This is a genomic window from Magnetococcus sp. PR-3, assembly GCF_036689865.1.
Taxonomy (GTDB): Bacteria; Pseudomonadota; Magnetococcia; order Magnetococcales; family Magnetococcaceae; genus Magnetococcus.
Genome location: NZ_JBAHUQ010000005.1, coordinates 20,560 through 37,362, shown reverse-complemented (window position 1 = coordinate 37,362; position 16,803 = coordinate 20,560). Strand labels below are relative to the sequence as shown.

Below are 16,803 nucleotides of genomic sequence, written 5' to 3'. Positions count from 1 at the left end.
ACGTCAAAGGAGGTTGTCTCGTGTTCAAATCCATGATGGGATGGGTGGATGAGCGTCTACCCATCAGCGAATTTATGCGTACTCAAGCTATTGAGTACCCTACGCCGAAAAACCTGAACTACTGGTGGAACTTTGGTTCCTTGGCACTGTTGGTTTTAATTATCCAGCTTGCCACCGGTATTTTCTTGGTGATGCACTATAAGCCTGATGCCATGTTGGCTTTCGACTCTGTAGAACACATCATGCGTGATGTGAACTGGGGTTGGTTGCTTCGTTACATGCACGCAAATGGTGCCACCTTCTTCTTTGTAGTGATCTACATACACATACTACGTGGTATGTATTATGGATCCTACCGAGCACCCCGTGAGATCCTTTGGTGGATTGGTGTCATCATCTTCTTCCTGCTCATGGGTACCGGCTTCATCGGTTATGTGCTGGTTTGGGGTCAGATGTCCTACTGGGGTGCCGTGGTTATCACCAAATTGATAACCGCCATACCGCTTATAGGTGAAGGCTTGGTTGTTTGGGTCTGGGGTGGCTTTAGTGTGGGTGATCCCACCTTGAATCGCTTCTTCTCCCTGCACTACCTGCTGCCCTTTGTCCTGGTGGGTCTGGTTGTCCTGCATATTTGGGCGCTGCATGCGGTGCATTCAAACAATCCCGACGGTATTGATTTGGAAGAGAAGGATTCAATTCCTTTCCATCCTTACTTCACCATCAAGGATCTGTTTGGCTACGGCGTTGCGTTGACCATCTTCAGTTACTTTGTGTTCTTTGCACCCAACGCCTTCTTGGAAGCGGATAACTATATTCCCGCTGATCCACTGAAGACGCCCGCACACATTGTGCCTGAATGGTACTTCTTGCCCTTCTATGCTGTCTTGCGCTCCATCGACTTCTTGGGTACCTACTCCAAGCTGGCCGGTGTGATCGCCATGGTTGCATCGATTGCCATTCTGTTCATTCTGCCCTTCCTGGATCGCTCACCAGTGCGCTCCTTCCGCTACCGTGGAATCAGTAAAGGGCTGTTCTGGATCTTTGTAATTGACTGCTTCGTGCTGGGCTGGGTGGGTTATAACCCGGCTGACCGTGAAGTATTCGGTGAGCCCATCGTCTTGATCGGCCGCGCGGCGACAGCGATTTACTTTGGCTACTTCTTCTTGTTGTGGCTAGTAACTGCGCTGAATATTGAAAAACCTAAACCCGTGCCCAAGAGCCTGTAAGTTAACGGAGGCAAATCGCATGAATCTCAAGAAAGCAATTGCTCTCTCCGCTCTGGTCTTGGGTCTGGCTTTAGCCCCCCAGGCTGCCACGGCGGGTGGCGCTGGTGTGGAGTTACCCAAGGAAGAGTGGAATCATCACGGACCTTTTGGTCGCTTTGACCAGGCCCAATTGAAGCGTGGTGCCCAAGTTGCGGTGGAAGTGTGCATGTCCTGCCACTCCATCAAATACATCAAATTTGACCACCTCCGTCAGTTTGGCTTTACGGAAGAACAGGTCAGTGAGATGGCGGGCGCCAACGACGCCAACAAGAAAGATCCTATGAACTCTCCTCTCGCTGCAGAGGATGCACAGGATACCTATGGTACCCTGCCCCCGGATCTCTCTTTGATGACCAAAGCCCGTAAGGGTTATGAAAACTACCTGTACGCCATTCTCACCGGTTATCTAACCGATGAGGAGATGGATAAGGTGAGTGAAGTTGCTGAAGATGGTGTCACGGTTGATGAAGCCATTGCACTATCCAGCACACTGCACATGCCTGCCCCCTCAAAATCGGATCTGGCTTTAGAAGTAACCGCCAATACCGATGCGAAGGTCATTAAGCGTAAAGACAAAGCAGAAGCCAAGCTGAAGAAGATCCGCGAAGCGGTCTCTAAAATTGGTGGTGGGGACAACTTCAACAAGTTCTTCCCTGGGCATATCATTGCGATGCCTCAGCCTATGACCGAAGATCAGGTTGAGTATGCGGATGGTACCCACGCCAGCTTGGAGCAGCAATCTAAGGATGTCACCGCATTCTTGGCTTGGGCTGCTGAGCCAACCCTGGAAAAGCGTAAGAGCACAGGTAAAGTGGTTATTCTTTATCTCTTGCTGCTTACCGCAATGCTGTACGCGGTTAAACGCCGCATCTGGTCACGTATTCCCTAAGCGTCTCGCTTAAGTCAGACCAGCTCTATAGAAAGCCCCCTGCATGAATGCAGGGGGCTTTTCTTATGTCTGCCCGTTGGAGCAAGCTCGAACCTCCCCGCATTGGTCTCACCAATTTAAACGTTGAAAGCACTGGCTAGCTCGATCTAGCTATCCTGTAATGGGTTTAGCTTTCTCTGTCTTATCACGGAAATCAGAAGGTCTATTTTTGAGCGAAGGATTAGACGGTGGGGAGCGTTTAACGAGAGACAAAGCCACACAACCAAGGGAAGAAAAATCACAATTATTCCAATATGAACCTCCATATGGTTTGACATAAAAATTTTCAGTTCTATGAACATTTTCCTAATTCACCTGCGCTTGATGTGAATCAAGTGAGTGATAAGACGATTTTTGCTTTGCATAAAAAGATATGGCCAGATGAACGTAAGGTTTTCGCTTCTTATATTTCTTTATGTAGCTTTTGTTTGATTAACTGCGGCTCTCTTTATCGGTCTATTCTTCTCCTTGTAAACCTCGCTCACACACACCTTATTTCTCCTATGCTTTCTGTATCTTATAATCCTTTAAAAGGGTACTTTTTCAGTGCTTTTTTTAATATGTATGCTTCGCCAGATCTTGATTGACGTTGGTATATCAACACCTGTTCTGTCATGTCACCCAGCAAATGTTACACTTTCTAAGCTTATACGTTAAATCATACTTTATATTTGACTCGGTATTTTTACGTAGTGTTAATGCGTATCGCTTTCATTTAATCGGTACCTTATTTTTATATTATTTTGTAGAGTTTTTTTTACTTGCTCTGCTATGCACTTATACTCCATGGTGCATCGTAGCGCGTATCCGTATTTATACGTATGTTGTGCCATGTGGATGGGTTGGCAGAGCATAATCGGAGCGCAAATTCTTTAAACGGGCACACCATTCAAACCATGGAGAATGTCATGAGACGCTGGGGAAGATATGTAGCGTCGGCATTAGTGGCCATTGCCGCGGGAGGACTCTTCTTCGCGTCAACGGCAGATGCTGGCAAGGGCTGTTTGGCCTGTCACGAAGGTATTGAACGCTTTAGTGATGGACCCATGCAGCAGGATATTGAGAAGATGGGTGCCGAGGTGGGTGATCCTGCTGGTTGTACCGTCTGTCATGGTGGTAATCCTGCTGAAGAGAAAGATAAGGCCAAGGCCCATATGGGTACGCCTGATATGATCGCCAAAAAAGGTGGTCCTAAGAACTTCCTGCCCGATCCTGGCGCCATGCCTGTGAATGACCAAGCCTGCGGCCAATGCCACGCTGGTTATTTTGATCGTCTGAATAAGGCGTTGATGAATACCGAAGCGGGTAAGTTGCAAGGTAACTTCTGGTCTTGGGGTCTGCAAAAGGACATGAAGGTTAAGTGGGGCAACTACGACATCATTGATGAAGATGGTCCCGTTCCTTCCGTAGGTACCAAAGCCTATAAGAAGTACATGCGTCAGTTCACTAAGGATCATCCTGATCAAATGCCTAAGCGTTTGAAGCAGATCCCCCAAGTGAATCTTGCTGACCTAGAGAAGAACCCCAACCACGCGGGTATCACCTACTCCCGTCATGACTGTCAGCGTTGTCACGTTGGTGTTCAGGGTCGCGACAAGCGTGGTGACTACCGTGGTGCTGGTTGTTCCGCCTGTCACGTGCCTTACAGCAACGAAGGCTACTATGAGGGTAATGACCCCACCATCAACAAGATGGAAGCCGGTCATGTGATGACCCACAAGATGCAGGCAACCCGTAAGACCAAGATCAAGCATAACGACATTGAGTACTCCGGTATTCCTGTTGAGACCTGCGTATCCTGCCATAACCGTGGTAAGCGTGCGGGTGTAAGCTATCAGGGCCTGATGGAATTCCCTTACGGTTCTCCTTTTGACGAGAATGGTAAGAAACAGCCAAAGAGCCACACCAAGAAGTATCTCTACATCAAAGCCGACCTGCACCATGAGCAAGAGAGCATGGAAGGCAACCCCAAGGGCGGTATGCTCTGCCAGGATTGCCACACCACGGTTGATATGCACGGTGACGGCAACATCCCCGGTACCACCTTGGCACAGGTTGAAGTTGAGTGTGAAGACTGCCACGGAACCTACAACAAGGCTCCTTGGGAACTTCCCCTGGGTCGTGGTGAAGAGTTCGGTAAGATGAAAGATGGTCTGCCGACTGCCAATACTGAACCTCGTGGTCTAGGCACCAAGTGGCCTGAGTTCATGAAGGATGCCACACAGTATCCTGCTCAAGATGGCTACCTGCTGACAACCCGCGGTAACCCCTTCGGTAACGTCGTCAAGAAGGGTGATGAAGTTATTGTTCACTCCGCTGGCGGTCTGGACTTTAAAGTGCCAATCCTTAAGACCATTGGTGAAGAAGGTACCTTCAAGTCTACCTTGGCTAAAGTGGCCATGTTCCTGATCCCTCAGCATCAGAACAACATGGAATGCTACGCCTGTCATGCTGACTGGGTACCTCAGTGCTACGGTTGTCACGTAACGGTTGATTACTCCGAAGGTAAGACCGGTACAGACTGGTTGATCAACGGTAGCAACCGTGATCCTAAGACCGGTCAAACCCCTGATGCCCCTCCCGGCACCAACGGCATGAAGTCACCTGGTAAGGTTTCTGAGACCCGCTCCTACCTGCGTTGGGAAGTTCCCGTACTCGGTATGAATGGTGAAGGTCGTGTCAGCCCCATGATGCCTGGTTGTCAAGTTGTGACCACCGTGATTGGCCCCGATGGCAAAAACCTGGTCAATAACAAGATCTGGGATACACCTGAAGGTCCTGGTATCGACACCGCAGCTGTACAGCCTCACACCGCTGGCCGTAGCGCCCGTGGATGCGAAAGCTGCCACGATAATCCTAAGGCACTGGGTTATGGTACTGAAGGCAACCGCTTCCTGCTTAAGCAAGACAAGGATATGGTTGTTGATCTGATGACCTCTGACGGTAAGATCATCTCCAAGAAAGCCAAAACTCAGATCCAGGGTATTCCTGGCCTGACTTGGGATTGGTCCGCCATCCTCGACGAAGACGGCAACCAGCTGACCTCCGTGGGTTCTCACTGGCCCCTGGCCGGTCCTCTGCCTGAAGCTAAGCGTGGCGCCATTGAGAAGAGCGGCGTGTGCTTGGGTTGTCACGAAGAGCGCTTCGATCCTGACTTCTGGAAACAGGTTGCTGAGCCAGGTGTGATGGACAGCTTTGAGCACCAGGAGTTCATGAAGAAAGCTCTGGAAGCTATTGCTAAGATGAAGAAAATGAAAAAGATGAAGTAAAAGCGAGCTTGGGTATTTACTACCCTTAATCGCTACATTCCCCCGGGAGCCAGTCACCACGGCTGGCTCCCCTTTTTTTCTTAATTTTCAGCCTAAACATGCTTTTTTGCATGTGTTTTTGGTTCAAGTACTACCATTTTGGCAGTGCTCAGGCGGATGGTTTCTGTGGGGGGTAACCATCCAATATCAGTAAAAGTTGGAGACGTTCAGTCATGATTAAACGGATGTTCAAATGGATCTTTAGCCATGGTGAAGGCCCCCGCTGGATCCTACTTGCGACCGGCCTTTTTGCAGGTATTATCTTCTGGGGTGGATTCAACACCTTCATGGAGTTCACCAATACGTATGAGTTCTGCACCAGCTGCCATGAAATGTCAGTGGTGCAGGCAGAATATGAAAAGTCACCCCACGCCCATAACGCATCAGGCGTGCCGGCCATCTGTTCCGACTGCCACGTACCCCGCCCTTGGGTTGCCAAACTAAAGCGTAAAATCCAAGCCAGTAATGAGCTGTGGCACTGGGCTTTGGGCAGTATTGATACACCAGAGGAATTTGAAGAACACCGTATCAACCTGGCTCAAAATGTATGGCGCTCCATGGAAAAGACCGACTCTCGCGAATGTCGCAACTGCCATACGCCAGACAAAATGAAGGTGGCAAAGCAGAGCCCCCTAGCGCAAAAGCTGCATAAAAAATTGTTGGCAGGAGAGCAGACCTGCATTAACTGCCACAAGGGCATTGCGCACAATCTTCCTCAGATGGAGCGTATCTATAACGAGATGGAAAATAAGTTGGTCTCTGCCGGTAAAGTAGCCAAACTGGCGGGTTCTGCTGTGGTTCTTAAAAGCGCGATGCTCTATAGCGAAACCAAAGAGAGTGCCATGAAGCTGGCCGATGTTTTGGCCGGTAGCGAGTTGGTGGTTGAGCGCCAACAGGGTGAGTGGGTAGAAGTAACCTTTAAGGCTTGGGATCGCGATGAAGGACCCAAGATGTTCATCGACTTTAACCAACCTGTAGAGCTTGGCAAACTGAGCTTTGATGGGATGGACATGATCAAAGCAGGTGAGATTAAAGTAGACGAAGATTATGGTTCTGAATGGCGCCAAGTTGCGATCAAAGGGTGGATTAAACGGGATCTTCTGGGTGCAGACAGTCAAGCCTACTGGACCCATGTACAGAAGCTCTATAAGCTGGACTGCAATTTGTGCCATATCGCCTATACGCGGGATCTGTTTATCCAGCAAGACTGGGCCAATAACCTGAAAGAGATGCGCCGTTACACCAAGCTAAGCCCTGAACAGCTTACACAAGTAAGTGGTTGGGTACTGCGCGGCGCCCGTGCCAATACGGAGGATTAAGCATGCAGCGTTGGTTGTTTACTGTTTTGATGATGCTGGCCTTGTGGGTACCCCTCAAGTCAGCCCAAGCTGTAAGTGTGTTTACGGAGCGGGCGGGTCCTTGGCGTGCAGCCTGTGACCGCGTACCTGCGGATGATAAAGTCTACTGCCGTATCTTTTATATCGAGACCTTCTCAGAGTTCCGTGGCAAGAACTTTGTACAGTTTGGTCCTGCGTGGGCCCCTGATCAGGTGGGTATTGTCTTAGCCACCTATCTGGAGTTCCGCGACAGTACTGAAATTCGTATTGGGGTCGATAAACACGAGCGTCATGTGGTGCCTGCCCGTGGAACCAATAACATTATGCTGGGTCCTGAACGGGCCAAGCCGTTGATGGAACAGATGGCAACGGGCAACAAGATGGTGGTGGATTTTTATACCAAAAGTGGCGTACACCATTTAGCACTGGCCGACTTAACCATCTACAAAGAGATGTTAAAGAAGGTTCAGGGTGTCATGGCGCTCCACAACGGTATTATTGACAAACGCAATGCTGAAAAAAAAGACGCTGAAAAAGGTTCCTGATCTTGAGTTTTAGATGACGGTAATCGTTTGCAAAGGGTCATCTTCGGATGGCCCTTTTGCTTTGCTTGACCACCAACCAAGCCTATTGATAAAAAAACCGTTTAATCATGGCGGTCCAGCACTCTGTTTCTATTGGATGAAAACCCGCCCTCAATCGTTGCGATACAGGATCTCTGTCGGACCCACACCCTGATGGGATGCGACATATCGGCTTAACACACGAACCCTGTGGCTGCAAAGTAGCACCTGTAAAATGACGAAGTGCCCAATACCTGGAAAGATTAGATGGATGAACGGTGCGCAGAAAGCGACAAGTAAGTTGTTTCAAGCTATGGCATCCCTGCACAAGAGAAGATAAAATGCACACCCTCGGGAATTTTTCAGATCCTGAGGACTCCTATACCCCATTGCAGATGGGATACACCTCACACCAGATAGGTTAAACAACGATGGAAGTGGCTAAAGTCAAAGAACTCATCGAAACAGGCCTGCCCTGTGACTACATCCATGTAGATGGTGATGGCCGTCACTTTGAGGCGATCATTGTCAGCCCCGAGTTCCGGGATGATGCAGGCATGGTTCAGCAGCATCAGCGGGTCTATCGGGTGCTGGGCGAAAATATGAAAGAGGCCATCCACGCCCTTTCCCTGAAAACCTATACCCCCGAAAAATGGGCGGAGCAAAACGGCTGATCCAGCCAGAACAAGGAACACGACCCATGAGTAACGTAGAACAGACCATTCAAGAGCAGGTTAACGGCAACACCGTTGTGCTCTACATGAAAGGCAACCCCAATTTTCCCCAGTGCGGTTTTTCTGGCGCAGCGGTACAGATGCTCTCTGCATGTGAACTGAGTGGGAATGATTTTATGTCTGTGGATGTACTGACCAACCCTGATATTCGTGAGGGCATTAAGGTCTACTCCAACTGGCCAACCATTCCTCAGCTTTACATTAAGGGCCAATTTGTTGGTGGTGCGGATATCATGCGTGAGCTCTATCAGAACGGTGAATTAAAAACACAACTGGATGCCGCTCTGGGCCGTTAAGAACTGGGCATATAATCTGGTTTTTTGAAAAAGGGTGTGCTCTGGCACACCTTTTTTTTATGTTTCAGAATCATTAATCCACCAATCCATATGGTATTGTAACGTTCTGACATGCTACTCTCATTCTATTGAAATTTTACCAACGGAGGCTTTTATGCTGGGGATTGTCTTCTCTGAATTTGAAAAGCTGGTGGAGGAGAAATTCTCCATGGATATGCTGGACGATATCCTTGATGAAGCCAATTTAGATAATGATGGTGCCTTTACGGCTGTGGGTTCTTATCCCTTTGCAGATCTGGCCAAAATGGTTGGGTTATTGAGCAAACATAGTGGTATTCCCGTGCCGGATTTGGTGGAAGTTTTTGGTGGACACCTCTTTACCATTTTTCACCAGCGTTATGCGCAGTTCTTTGAAGGCATAGACTCCAGCCTAACCTTTTTGGAGGGTATTGAAGATACCATCCATACCGAGGTTCAAAAGCTCTATCCTGAAGCTGAACTACCCACCTTTACCTGTACACGCATCGATGACCAAACCCTGCAGATGCACTACCAATCTCGTCGTCCCTTGGCCCCTTTGGCGCTGGGTTTGATCCGCGCGTGTGTGGAACATTTTGGCCAACCCGCTCACATTCGTCATGAGGGGGAAGCAAACGATATGGTTTTTACCGTGAAACTGGACACCTAAGGAGTGTACCGCTCCCATGAGTGATGAGGCGAGATGGAAACGCCGCCTACAACGCGAGCGTACCGCACGAGAAGAGGCTGAACAGCTACTGGAAGAAAAAAGCCGGGAGCTGTGGGGTGCCAATAAAAAACTGCAAGAGACCCTGACACATCTTGAGGATCTGGTCGCGCAGCGTACCCGTGCGTTAGAAGAGAGCGTGGAGGAGGCCCATGCGGCCAGTCGTGCCAAAAGTGATTTCCTGGCAACCATGAGCCATGAAATCCGCACACCAATGAATGGTGTTATTGGTATGACAACTCTATTGATGGAGACAGATCTAGACAGTGACCAACGCCATTTTACCCGTACCATACGGGAGTCTGGCGAGGCGTTACTGACGATTATTAACGATATTTTAGACTTTTCTAAACTCGATGCCGATAAATTAGAGTTGGAACTTAGCGATTTTGAACTGGCTGAAATTGTGGAAGGGGTGGTTGAGATCCTGGCACCCCGTGCCCATGGCAAAGGGCTGACCCTGGCACAGTTTATTCACCCAGATCTACATGCTGTTTTTAAGGGAGATCCCGGTCGCCTTCGGCAGATTTTGATGAACCTGGTGGGGAACGCCATTAAGTTCACAGAACGGGGTACCGTCACGGTTACTGTCCATCCCTCTGCCACACAGACCATCCGTTTTGAAGTCAGAGATACCGGAATTGGTATTCCTGAGCGTGTACAAAACAAACTCTTTGAAAGCTTTACCCAAGCAGATGCCTCCACCACCCGTAAATTTGGGGGTACCGGCCTAGGGCTGGCCATTAGTAAACGGTTGGTTGAGGCCATGGGTGGGGAAATTGGTCTACAAAGTGACCCCGAACAGGGCAGTCTTTTTTGGTTTGAAATACCACTTAAACACATTGGAGCGGGTGGTCATTACCATACGGATGCTATACGGGACGCACTCTCCCGCCAGCGGATACTTATTGTGGATGATAACCCCCTGAACCGGGAGATCTTTGAGCGTACACTGGCCAGTTGGAAGATCGACTATGACAGTGCAGATAGTGGTGAAGGTGCACTGAATATGCTCTCTGGGGCCAAAAAGGCGGACCGTGCCTTTACCTTAATTTTGCTGGATATGCATATGCCTGGAATGGATGGACGGCTCTTTTTAGACCGTTTAAGTCAGCAACACCCTGACGATCGGCCTGAAGTTGTGCTGGCTTCTTCCATGCCTTTATCCAACATTGAACATGGTCTAACCCTGCGCAAACAGGTAGATGCCTATCTATTAAAACCCGTCCGTCAATCCACCCTATTTAATACCCTCTCTGAAGTCGTCGGTCTGCGGCATGACATGGCCAAACCTGTTGAGCCAAAAACCACAGCACCTGCACAAACCGCACGCTCTTTAAGCGTTTTGGTGGCAGAAGATAACCGGGTTAACCAAATGGTCGCACGGGGTATGTTACAGAGCCTGGGTCATCGGGTGGATATGGTTGCCGATGGACAGGAAGCCTTGGAACAGGTCCAACGGGTGCCCTATGACGTGGTTTTAATGGATGTTCAAATGCCACGTATGGATGGTTTTGAAGCAACCGCAGCCATACGCCGCCTAAAGGATAATCTACAAGCTACCATTCCCATTATTGCCATGACGGCCAATGCGCTAAAAGGGGATCGTGAGCGCTGCCTGGAAGCAGGTATGGATGAGTATGTCTCCAAACCTGTGCAGAAGGATGAACTACAAAAGATCCTCAATAAAATGCTCCCCAGTGGTGAGCAGGCCCATGAAGTGCCAGCCCCACAAGCGGCGCCCAGCCATGAACCACCCATCCTCTCTGAGGATACCTTGGCCATGTTAAAGCAAACCCTGGGGGCAGATAATTTAGGGGAGCTACTCACCACCTTTGAACGGACCGGCCGTCAAGATCTTACCAAGATGCAACAAGCACTTGAGCAGGGCGATCATGCTGCCCTTGAAAGTGGCCTGCATGCCTTAAAAGGGGCTGCAGGTAATATGGGACTTTTACGCTTGGCCCAAGCGGCTGAAGCAGCTCGTATTTATGGGCAAATGGTCACCCTATCAGGCCCAGCTATGGGTTCTCTATTCAGCAAAGTTGAAGAGCAGTTTGAGATGGCCATCGATGCCCTACAACAGGTCATAGGCCACGCATCACGCTAGCATACGCTCCCGTACCTGTCCCAAAAACTCGGCCCACACACGATCGGGTTGCCAAGCTTGTGCAATCCACAACACCGCTTTTTGTGTCGACCAAGCCTGCTGCTGTAATTGATAAAGCGCCATAAAAATAGAAACCCGTTTATTATCCGCGCAATGGATCAGCCATTTTTGCCCCTTGATGGTGTCAAGAAATGCTGCAAAAGCCTCATAGCTCGCCACCTGGGGGTTGGTAAAAGAGACGGGAATGTGATGATAGCGCATCTTTAGGTTTGTGACCGAAGCCGCCTCATCCTCCAAGGCATAAGGGGCCTCATGCAAGCCTAGATTGAGCACCCCTTTATACCCAGACTCAGCCAACACCACCAACGCATGCTCTGAGGGTTGCTCTGCACAGATCCAATGGGCATCGACACGTTGGTCATAGATAAATAATGTATCAACCACTTCTGTCATGGGCTCTTCCAAGTACGAAAGATAAAGAGATATCGAGCAGGTTAAGGCAGGATGCGAATGGGTGTACCGTTCTCCACCGATGCCCAGATCTCCTCAATCTCTTCATTATTGACGGCGATACAACCATCGGTCCAATCCCGGTTGGCAAACATATCTGCCGCAGCTGATAGACCATTTGGTAAGCCATGGATCATAATCGCCCCACCGGGTGAGACGCCTCTGGCCTGGGCGTGGGCACGATCCTCTGCATTGGGGTAGGAGATGTGTAAAGAGAGATGATAACGGCTACGGGCATTACGCCAATCCAGCACATAGTCACCCTCAGGTGTCCGTTCATCCCCCTCCTGCTGTTTATGCCCAACAGGGGCATCACCCAAGCCGATGGTATAGCTCTTAATAACGCGGTTTTGAGCATCCAGTAATGAGAGCGTACGCGCCTGCTTGTGTACCAGAACTTTGGCTGCTTTAGGCATAGGCTTATGGATTGTCCGGGGTAGATACCGTAACCCATAGAACAGAGCAACCACCACAAAGAGAACGATCACCAGGCCAAGCAGCCTTTTTTTCACCACATGCCTCACTGCCCTGCGATCAACTGCAACAGTTTTGCCCGTAAGTTGGGATAGGTTTTGGCCAATACCCGATACTCATAGTGGCCCATAAGCACTTGTTCTGTATTGTTCTGTATGGCCTTAACAAACTGTGCATTTTTTAGCAGTTTTTGTACCTCAGGGTTTGCACCTAACCTCATAAGAGATTGGAAATACCTTGGATTTTGGAGAATTTGCGCACCCATACCCTTTGTAGGTTGCAACATTTGGCCCGTTGGCTGGGGGGGGAGCTGCGGGGCCATACCTGATGCTTCCAGTGGGGCTGGCTTGCCCTGATCAGGCTCAGGAGAGGGTGGTGTTAATACAGCGGGGGATGTAAACATATGATCGATCTGTACCTGCCCATCTGGACAGGCTGAATTACGCAACGTCGTGATACCTGAACGCTCTTTACAGGTATAAATATCGGCCAGCAACATCGTTGGCTGTACCCCAGTCGCCATCCCCAATAGAGCCCATAGATAGACATATTTTTGATTTGTCATGATTTTTCTACTCATCTTTTGTTGATCTTTATAAAAGATCAGAATCTATGTAGAAAAGACAAACCCCGAGGAAGGTAGCTTCCTCGGGGTTAGATAATCCCTCATCAATGGCCTCTCGTCACTTACCAGGGGGCGAGCTCACTATCATCATCAAAAGGTGAGCGGGCCATAAGAGGTCCAATTTCTGTGCGATCTAAACCGTGTAGAAGCGGTTCGGACTTTTCAGCCACAGCCGATAGGGTATAGCTCAGCATATAGATGGAGATACCACGCCACAGCGCCGAGAACTCCTTGTTCCCCTGGCGATCAAAAATCTGTTTGGCAATACCCAGAATGGTTTTGCGCTGCATGCGCAGCTCATTCTCCAGTGCCGTGATGGTACCAAGGTTCAGATAAGAGAGGTGGGTGGCTACCTCATCAATAAAATCACCATTATCTTCCAAGGAGACATTGATCAACTGGGCCAAGCGTGCGTCCATCTCCCGGACCAACGCATTTTCCTGAATAAACTGAGTGAGTGAATCGTTACCGATGGGGTCACGCTGCATATCCGCAGGAAGAGGATTATCGTGACCAGACGCCACCTGCTCCACCATGCGTTGCCGGTAGGGTTTAAGAAAACGGTTGGTCTCATTAAACTCTTGATCCGCCAGTTCCAACATACCTGCAATCCGGGAAAACTGACGACGGCGCTCTTTCGGAAAAGTATCGCGACTGGTGTAACCCATCTGGGTTTCAATTTCTGCCCAAGCGTGCTGCAACAAGCTGCGCACCTGGATCTCAGCAGCACAACCCACAAATCGTTTGTATTCAATCAACTTCAGGCGGTTATCCAGCAACCCTACATTGTAGTAGCGAGAACGGTAACCCCAACGCTCCGGATCCAGCGCCTCGCCACGATCCAGAATATGCGCTTCATTGATCTTAAACTCTTTGCGGATCACCTCAGCAACCTGGTCAACCTCCTCTTCAAAGAAGGTCACGATCCGTATGCCCACCAGATCCTGCACCTCTTCCAGCCGGGTATATTTGCTGCCGGGACGGCTCAGTTTCCGGCGCAGACTCTCCCGCTCCTTGACCCTTCCTGAAATAGAGAAGACATGAGGGCCGTTCTCTTTCAGAAATTCCGTCAGCAGGGTTACCTGGCGGTTTTTAAAATCCTCATAAAGCGAACGACGCTCGTCATAGCGCTCCATGATTTGATCTACGGTGATATCGTCCACACTGTCCATTGCAGCTATCCACCGGTTTACACCGGGCTTTTCCAGAGTCGGTTACAGGCCATAGGGGAAAAAACAGTACACCAAGAATGCCATTGGCCAAAAAAAGGTCTAAGCATTTCCTATCCCACTATGCTTCCTATTGGTATGGGCATCGAACCCATCGAGTCATATTCCGGCATCCGTGGGACAATGGGAAGTGAAATTCGGTTGTTGTGACCCGCTTTAGGGTGATTTTCTAGTCGTTTTGAATGTACACCGGGAAAAAGAGCCGGTTTTTACAAAAGGTGAGCGTCATGAAAAGCAATAAGGGCATGTTTAAGTGGATGACCATGGGGCTGGCTGCCCTTTTGTTGCTCAGCGGTTGCGCAACCCCGCAAAACCGCGCCCAAAGTGGTGCCGTAACAGGGGCCCTGGTGGGCGGTTTGGCGGGCAGCCTGCTTGGTCAAAGCAAACATAAAGAGCGCAATGCCCTGCTCGGTGCCGCTGTGGGTGGTTTGATCGGCTATGGTATTGGCAATGAGATGGATAAGCAGGACCGCTTACATCTGAATGAAACCCTGGAGACCACCCCCTCCTATAAAACCACAAAGTGGGTTAACCCCGATACCGGGCGACGCTATGCCGTTACCCCCAAACCCGCCCAACGCATGCGAGGTCGTGTCTGCCGCGATGCGAACATTAAGGTGTGGATTGATGGCCGCCCAGAAACCGCCACCCAGCGTGCGTGCCGTAAACGGGATGGAACCTGGAAGATGGTCAACTCATAACACCGGGTTGCTTAAGCATAGGGGGAAAGAGGAGCATCTTTCCCCTTTGGTAGGGATAAGGGCTGAAAAACACCCTATGGCGGATAAAATCCCTGCTGTGGTCTCGTCCCATAACGAGACTAGTCAATAATCCGCCCACCCTGCGCTTCCGTATGTCGCCGATACAGGTAGTGGACCATGCCATCTGAAAGACCAAACTGTGGCACGACAATACTCTTTACCTTCGCCCACTTCATGGCACTGACAAAAATCTCACCGGCCGGTACAATAACATCCGCACGGTCAGGACGCAGACCCAACTCGCGCATACGCTGCTCATAGGTCATGCCCTTGAGCATTTTCAGCACCTTACTAATCTCATCCCGCTTCATTTTCTTGGCCCGTTTATCCCCACCCATGCGCACCAGTTTATTGATATTACCCCCAGAACCAATGGCGGTAAGATTCGGGAAAGAGACCGTTTGGGCTTTAATCCACCGTTTCATCTCATCCCAAATCACCGAGTCGACCAAATTTTCCTTCAAACGTACGGTACCAATGGGAAAGGAGCGTGCATCCAGCTGACGACCCTGGGAGAGCAAGGTTAACTCTGTTGAACCCCCACCCACATCAATAAACAGAAAATCATCTTGATCAAATCGACCATCGGAACGGTTAAGTGCAATCAACTCCGCTTCCCGCTGGCCCTCAATAATTTCAATATTGATGTTGGCTTCACGGCTGACACGCATAACCACTTCACGACCGTTACGGGCGGTACGTAGGGCAGAGGTGGCACAAGCAATACAATCCGTTGGTTGAAAAAAATCAATCAACTTTCTAAATGCCTGCATGATCGTCACAAACTGATCTTCTGTTTGTGGGGTTATTTCACCACGGATAAAAGCATCTGCACCCAAACGTAAGGGCACACGATAGAGATCATCCTTACGCACAATAGGTATGGACTGACCCGTCTCATAGACATGGGCAATAAAAAGACGAACGGCATTAGAGCCAATATCAATCGCTGCAAATTTCACGGTCGACGCTACTCTTTCAAACAGAAATGGCAAGGATACTCAACCACCAGGACCCGCGCCGGAGTTTACGGGATTTCATCCACCCTGTGAAGTTCAACTGCGTAACTTTTGATAATGTCACACAGTTGTCATATCGCTTACGCTTGGAGCATCCCGGCAGATAAGGTATAGTGCTTTCTCTCTTTTATAGAGTCCTGTAGAGATCAGGGATTCATTTATTTTAATCTAAAGGAACCTCTATGTTCTTCTCTCGACTTTTCAAACGTTCTCCCTGGTGGATGATGGTGGGCTTAACACTTATGCTCACCGCCTGCTTTGGCGAGAATGCAACGGGTAATACCACAAAGAACACCACCGATAATGCGGCAACGCATATAACCAAAGGAGCCAAACCTGTGATCGTGACGCTTTCCACCACCATGGGTGATATCAAACTGCAGTTGGATGCCGACAAAGCCCCCATCAGCACCGAGAATTTTCTGAACTATGTCAAAAAAGGCCATTATGATGGCACCATCTTCCACCGCATTATCCCTGGCTTTATGGCTCAGTGCGGCGGTATGGATGCTGACATGAATGAAAAGGCAACTGACAAGCCAATTAAGAACGAAGCCGACAATGGCCTGACCAACAAGCGTGGTTCCATCGCCATGGCCCGCACCCAGGTTGTCGACAGTGCCACCAGTCAGTTCTTCATCAATGTAAGCGACAACGACTTCCTGAACCATGGTGGTCGTGACTTTGGTTACGCTGTGTTTGGTGAGGTCATTGAAGGTATGGATGTGGTGGACGAAATGGTTGCCCAGCCCACCGGAAACAAAGGCTTTCACCAAGATGTGCCGGTTACACCCATCCTCATTAATAAAGCCACCCAGGAATAATCTACAGCAACTGTCTGGGCAGTTTTGCCACACAGTTGTGTAGGATCTGGTATAGTAAAAGGCTGGGTGCAAGGA

Annotated in this window: 16 protein-coding genes; 11 read left to right on the top strand and 5 right to left on the bottom strand. The window is 49.6% G+C overall.

The window, feature by feature from the left end; translation table 11 throughout:
- The first annotated feature begins 20 nt into the window (after positions 1 to 20).
- From V5T57_RS05155 to V5T57_RS05115, 9 genes are all read left to right on the top strand, one after another.
- Positions 21 to 1,226 carry a cytochrome b gene (locus V5T57_RS05155; protein ID WP_332890097.1) on the top strand — a complete coding sequence of 402 codons (1,206 nt, stop codon included), beginning with the start codon at positions 21 to 23 and terminating at the stop codon, positions 1,224 to 1,226.
- A gap of 19 nt (positions 1,227 to 1,245) precedes the next feature.
- The gene (locus V5T57_RS05150; RefSeq protein WP_332890096.1) at positions 1,246 to 2,154 is read left to right on the top strand and encodes a cytochrome c1; all 909 of its coding nucleotides are present in this window, start codon (positions 1,246 to 1,248) and stop codon (positions 2,152 to 2,154) included.
- A 947-nt stretch (positions 2,155 to 3,101) separates the two neighbouring features.
- Positions 3,102 to 5,462 carry a multiheme c-type cytochrome gene (locus V5T57_RS05145; protein WP_332890095.1) on the top strand — a complete coding sequence of 787 codons (2,361 nt, stop codon included), beginning with the start codon at positions 3,102 to 3,104 and terminating at the stop codon, positions 5,460 to 5,462.
- Positions 5,463 to 5,674: 212 nt separating this feature from the next.
- Entirely contained in the window at positions 5,675 to 6,820 is a 1,146-nt protein-coding gene (locus tag V5T57_RS05140; protein WP_332890094.1) for a NapC/NirT family cytochrome c, read from the top strand.
- Positions 6,821 to 6,822: 2 nt separating this feature from the next.
- Positions 6,823 to 7,383 (top strand): hypothetical protein, encoded by a 561-nt coding sequence (locus tag V5T57_RS05135; RefSeq protein ID WP_332890093.1) that lies wholly within the window; start codon positions 6,823 to 6,825, stop codon positions 7,381 to 7,383.
- Between the two features lie 449 nt (positions 7,384 to 7,832).
- Complete coding sequence (locus V5T57_RS05130; RefSeq protein ID WP_332890092.1) at positions 7,833 to 8,075, top strand: BolA family protein; 243 nt, start codon at positions 7,833 to 7,835, stop codon at positions 8,073 to 8,075.
- Positions 8,076 to 8,101: 26 nt separating this feature from the next.
- Positions 8,102 to 8,431 carry a Grx4 family monothiol glutaredoxin gene (gene grxD / locus V5T57_RS05125; RefSeq protein WP_332890091.1) on the top strand — a complete coding sequence of 110 codons (330 nt, stop codon included), beginning with the start codon at positions 8,102 to 8,104 and terminating at the stop codon, positions 8,429 to 8,431.
- A 154-nt stretch (positions 8,432 to 8,585) separates the two neighbouring features.
- Positions 8,586 to 9,119, top strand: a complete 534-nt coding sequence (locus V5T57_RS05120) for a heme NO-binding domain-containing protein (RefSeq protein WP_332890090.1) — start codon at positions 8,586 to 8,588, stop codon at positions 9,117 to 9,119.
- Positions 9,120 to 9,135: 16 nt separating this feature from the next.
- Complete coding sequence (locus V5T57_RS05115) at positions 9,136 to 11,286, top strand: response regulator (RefSeq protein ID WP_332890089.1); 2,151 nt, start codon at positions 9,136 to 9,138, stop codon at positions 11,284 to 11,286.
- On the opposite strand, the gene V5T57_RS05110 is transcribed toward V5T57_RS05115, so the two are convergent.
- From V5T57_RS05110 to V5T57_RS05095, 4 genes are all read right to left on the bottom strand, one after another.
- Entirely contained in the window at positions 11,278 to 11,739 is a 462-nt protein-coding gene (locus tag V5T57_RS05110) for a protein tyrosine phosphatase family protein (RefSeq protein ID WP_332890088.1), read from the bottom strand. The two genes, V5T57_RS05115 and V5T57_RS05110, sit on opposite strands and share 9 nt — an antisense overlap.
- A 41-nt stretch (positions 11,740 to 11,780) precedes the next feature.
- Positions 11,781 to 12,308: a L,D-transpeptidase family protein gene (locus tag V5T57_RS05105; RefSeq protein ID WP_332890087.1), complete on the bottom strand. Its 528-nt coding sequence runs from the start codon at positions 12,306 to 12,308 to the stop codon at positions 11,781 to 11,783.
- Between the two features lie 8 nt (positions 12,309 to 12,316).
- A complete protein-coding gene (locus V5T57_RS05100; RefSeq protein WP_332890086.1) occupies positions 12,317 to 12,835 on the bottom strand; it encodes a hypothetical protein in 519 nt (172 codons plus the stop codon).
- Between the two features lie 122 nt (positions 12,836 to 12,957).
- Complete coding sequence (locus tag V5T57_RS05095; RefSeq protein ID WP_332890085.1) at positions 12,958 to 14,067, bottom strand: GTP pyrophosphokinase; 1,110 nt, start codon at positions 14,065 to 14,067, stop codon at positions 12,958 to 12,960.
- A 284-nt stretch (positions 14,068 to 14,351) separates the two neighbouring features.
- On the opposite strand from V5T57_RS05095, the gene V5T57_RS05090 reads away from it, so the two are divergent.
- Complete coding sequence (locus V5T57_RS05090; RefSeq protein WP_332890084.1) at positions 14,352 to 14,825, top strand: RT0821/Lpp0805 family surface protein; 474 nt, start codon at positions 14,352 to 14,354, stop codon at positions 14,823 to 14,825.
- A 119-nt stretch (positions 14,826 to 14,944) separates the two neighbouring features.
- Here the strand turns inward: V5T57_RS05090 and V5T57_RS05085 are convergent, their stop codons facing one another.
- Positions 14,945 to 15,847 (bottom strand): Ppx/GppA phosphatase family protein, encoded by a 903-nt coding sequence (locus tag V5T57_RS05085; RefSeq protein ID WP_332890083.1) that lies wholly within the window; start codon positions 15,845 to 15,847, stop codon positions 14,945 to 14,947.
- Positions 15,848 to 16,146: 299 nt separating this feature from the next.
- Between V5T57_RS05085 and V5T57_RS05080 the strand changes: the two genes are divergently transcribed.
- Entirely contained in the window at positions 16,147 to 16,728 is a 582-nt protein-coding gene (locus tag V5T57_RS05080) for a peptidylprolyl isomerase (RefSeq protein WP_442918167.1), read from the top strand.
- Positions 16,729 to 16,803 lie beyond the last annotated feature (75 nt).

Excerpts from the sequence above, each read along its gene's own strand:
- V5T57_RS05150 (WP_332890096.1), top strand. The coding sequence starts at position 1,246 with ATGAATCTCAAGAAAGCAATTGCTCTCTCCGCTCTGGTCTTGGGTCTG.
- V5T57_RS05145 (WP_332890095.1), top strand. The coding sequence starts at position 3,102 with ATGAGACGCTGGGGAAGATATGTAGCGTCGGCATTAGTGGCCATTGCC.
- V5T57_RS05140 (WP_332890094.1), top strand. The coding sequence starts at position 5,675 with ATGATTAAACGGATGTTCAAATGGATCTTTAGCCATGGTGAAGGCCCC.
- V5T57_RS05135 (WP_332890093.1), top strand. The coding sequence starts at position 6,823 with ATGCAGCGTTGGTTGTTTACTGTTTTGATGATGCTGGCCTTGTGGGTA.
- V5T57_RS05130 (WP_332890092.1), top strand. The coding sequence starts at position 7,833 with ATGGAAGTGGCTAAAGTCAAAGAACTCATCGAAACAGGCCTGCCCTGT.
- grxD (WP_332890091.1), top strand. The coding sequence starts at position 8,102 with ATGAGTAACGTAGAACAGACCATTCAAGAGCAGGTTAACGGCAACACC.
- V5T57_RS05120 (WP_332890090.1), top strand. The coding sequence starts at position 8,586 with ATGCTGGGGATTGTCTTCTCTGAATTTGAAAAGCTGGTGGAGGAGAAA.
- V5T57_RS05115 (WP_332890089.1), top strand. The coding sequence starts at position 9,136 with ATGAGTGATGAGGCGAGATGGAAACGCCGCCTACAACGCGAGCGTACC.
- V5T57_RS05110 (WP_332890088.1), bottom strand. The coding sequence starts at position 11,739 with ATGACAGAAGTGGTTGATACATTATTTATCTATGACCAACGTGTCGAT.
- V5T57_RS05100 (WP_332890086.1), bottom strand. The coding sequence starts at position 12,835 with ATGACAAATCAAAAATATGTCTATCTATGGGCTCTATTGGGGATGGCG.
- V5T57_RS05095 (WP_332890085.1), bottom strand. The coding sequence starts at position 14,067 with ATGGACAGTGTGGACGATATCACCGTAGATCAAATCATGGAGCGCTAT.
- V5T57_RS05090 (WP_332890084.1), top strand. The coding sequence starts at position 14,352 with ATGAAAAGCAATAAGGGCATGTTTAAGTGGATGACCATGGGGCTGGCT.
- V5T57_RS05080 (WP_442918167.1), top strand. The coding sequence starts at position 16,147 with ATGCTCACCGCCTGCTTTGGCGAGAATGCAACGGGTAATACCACAAAG.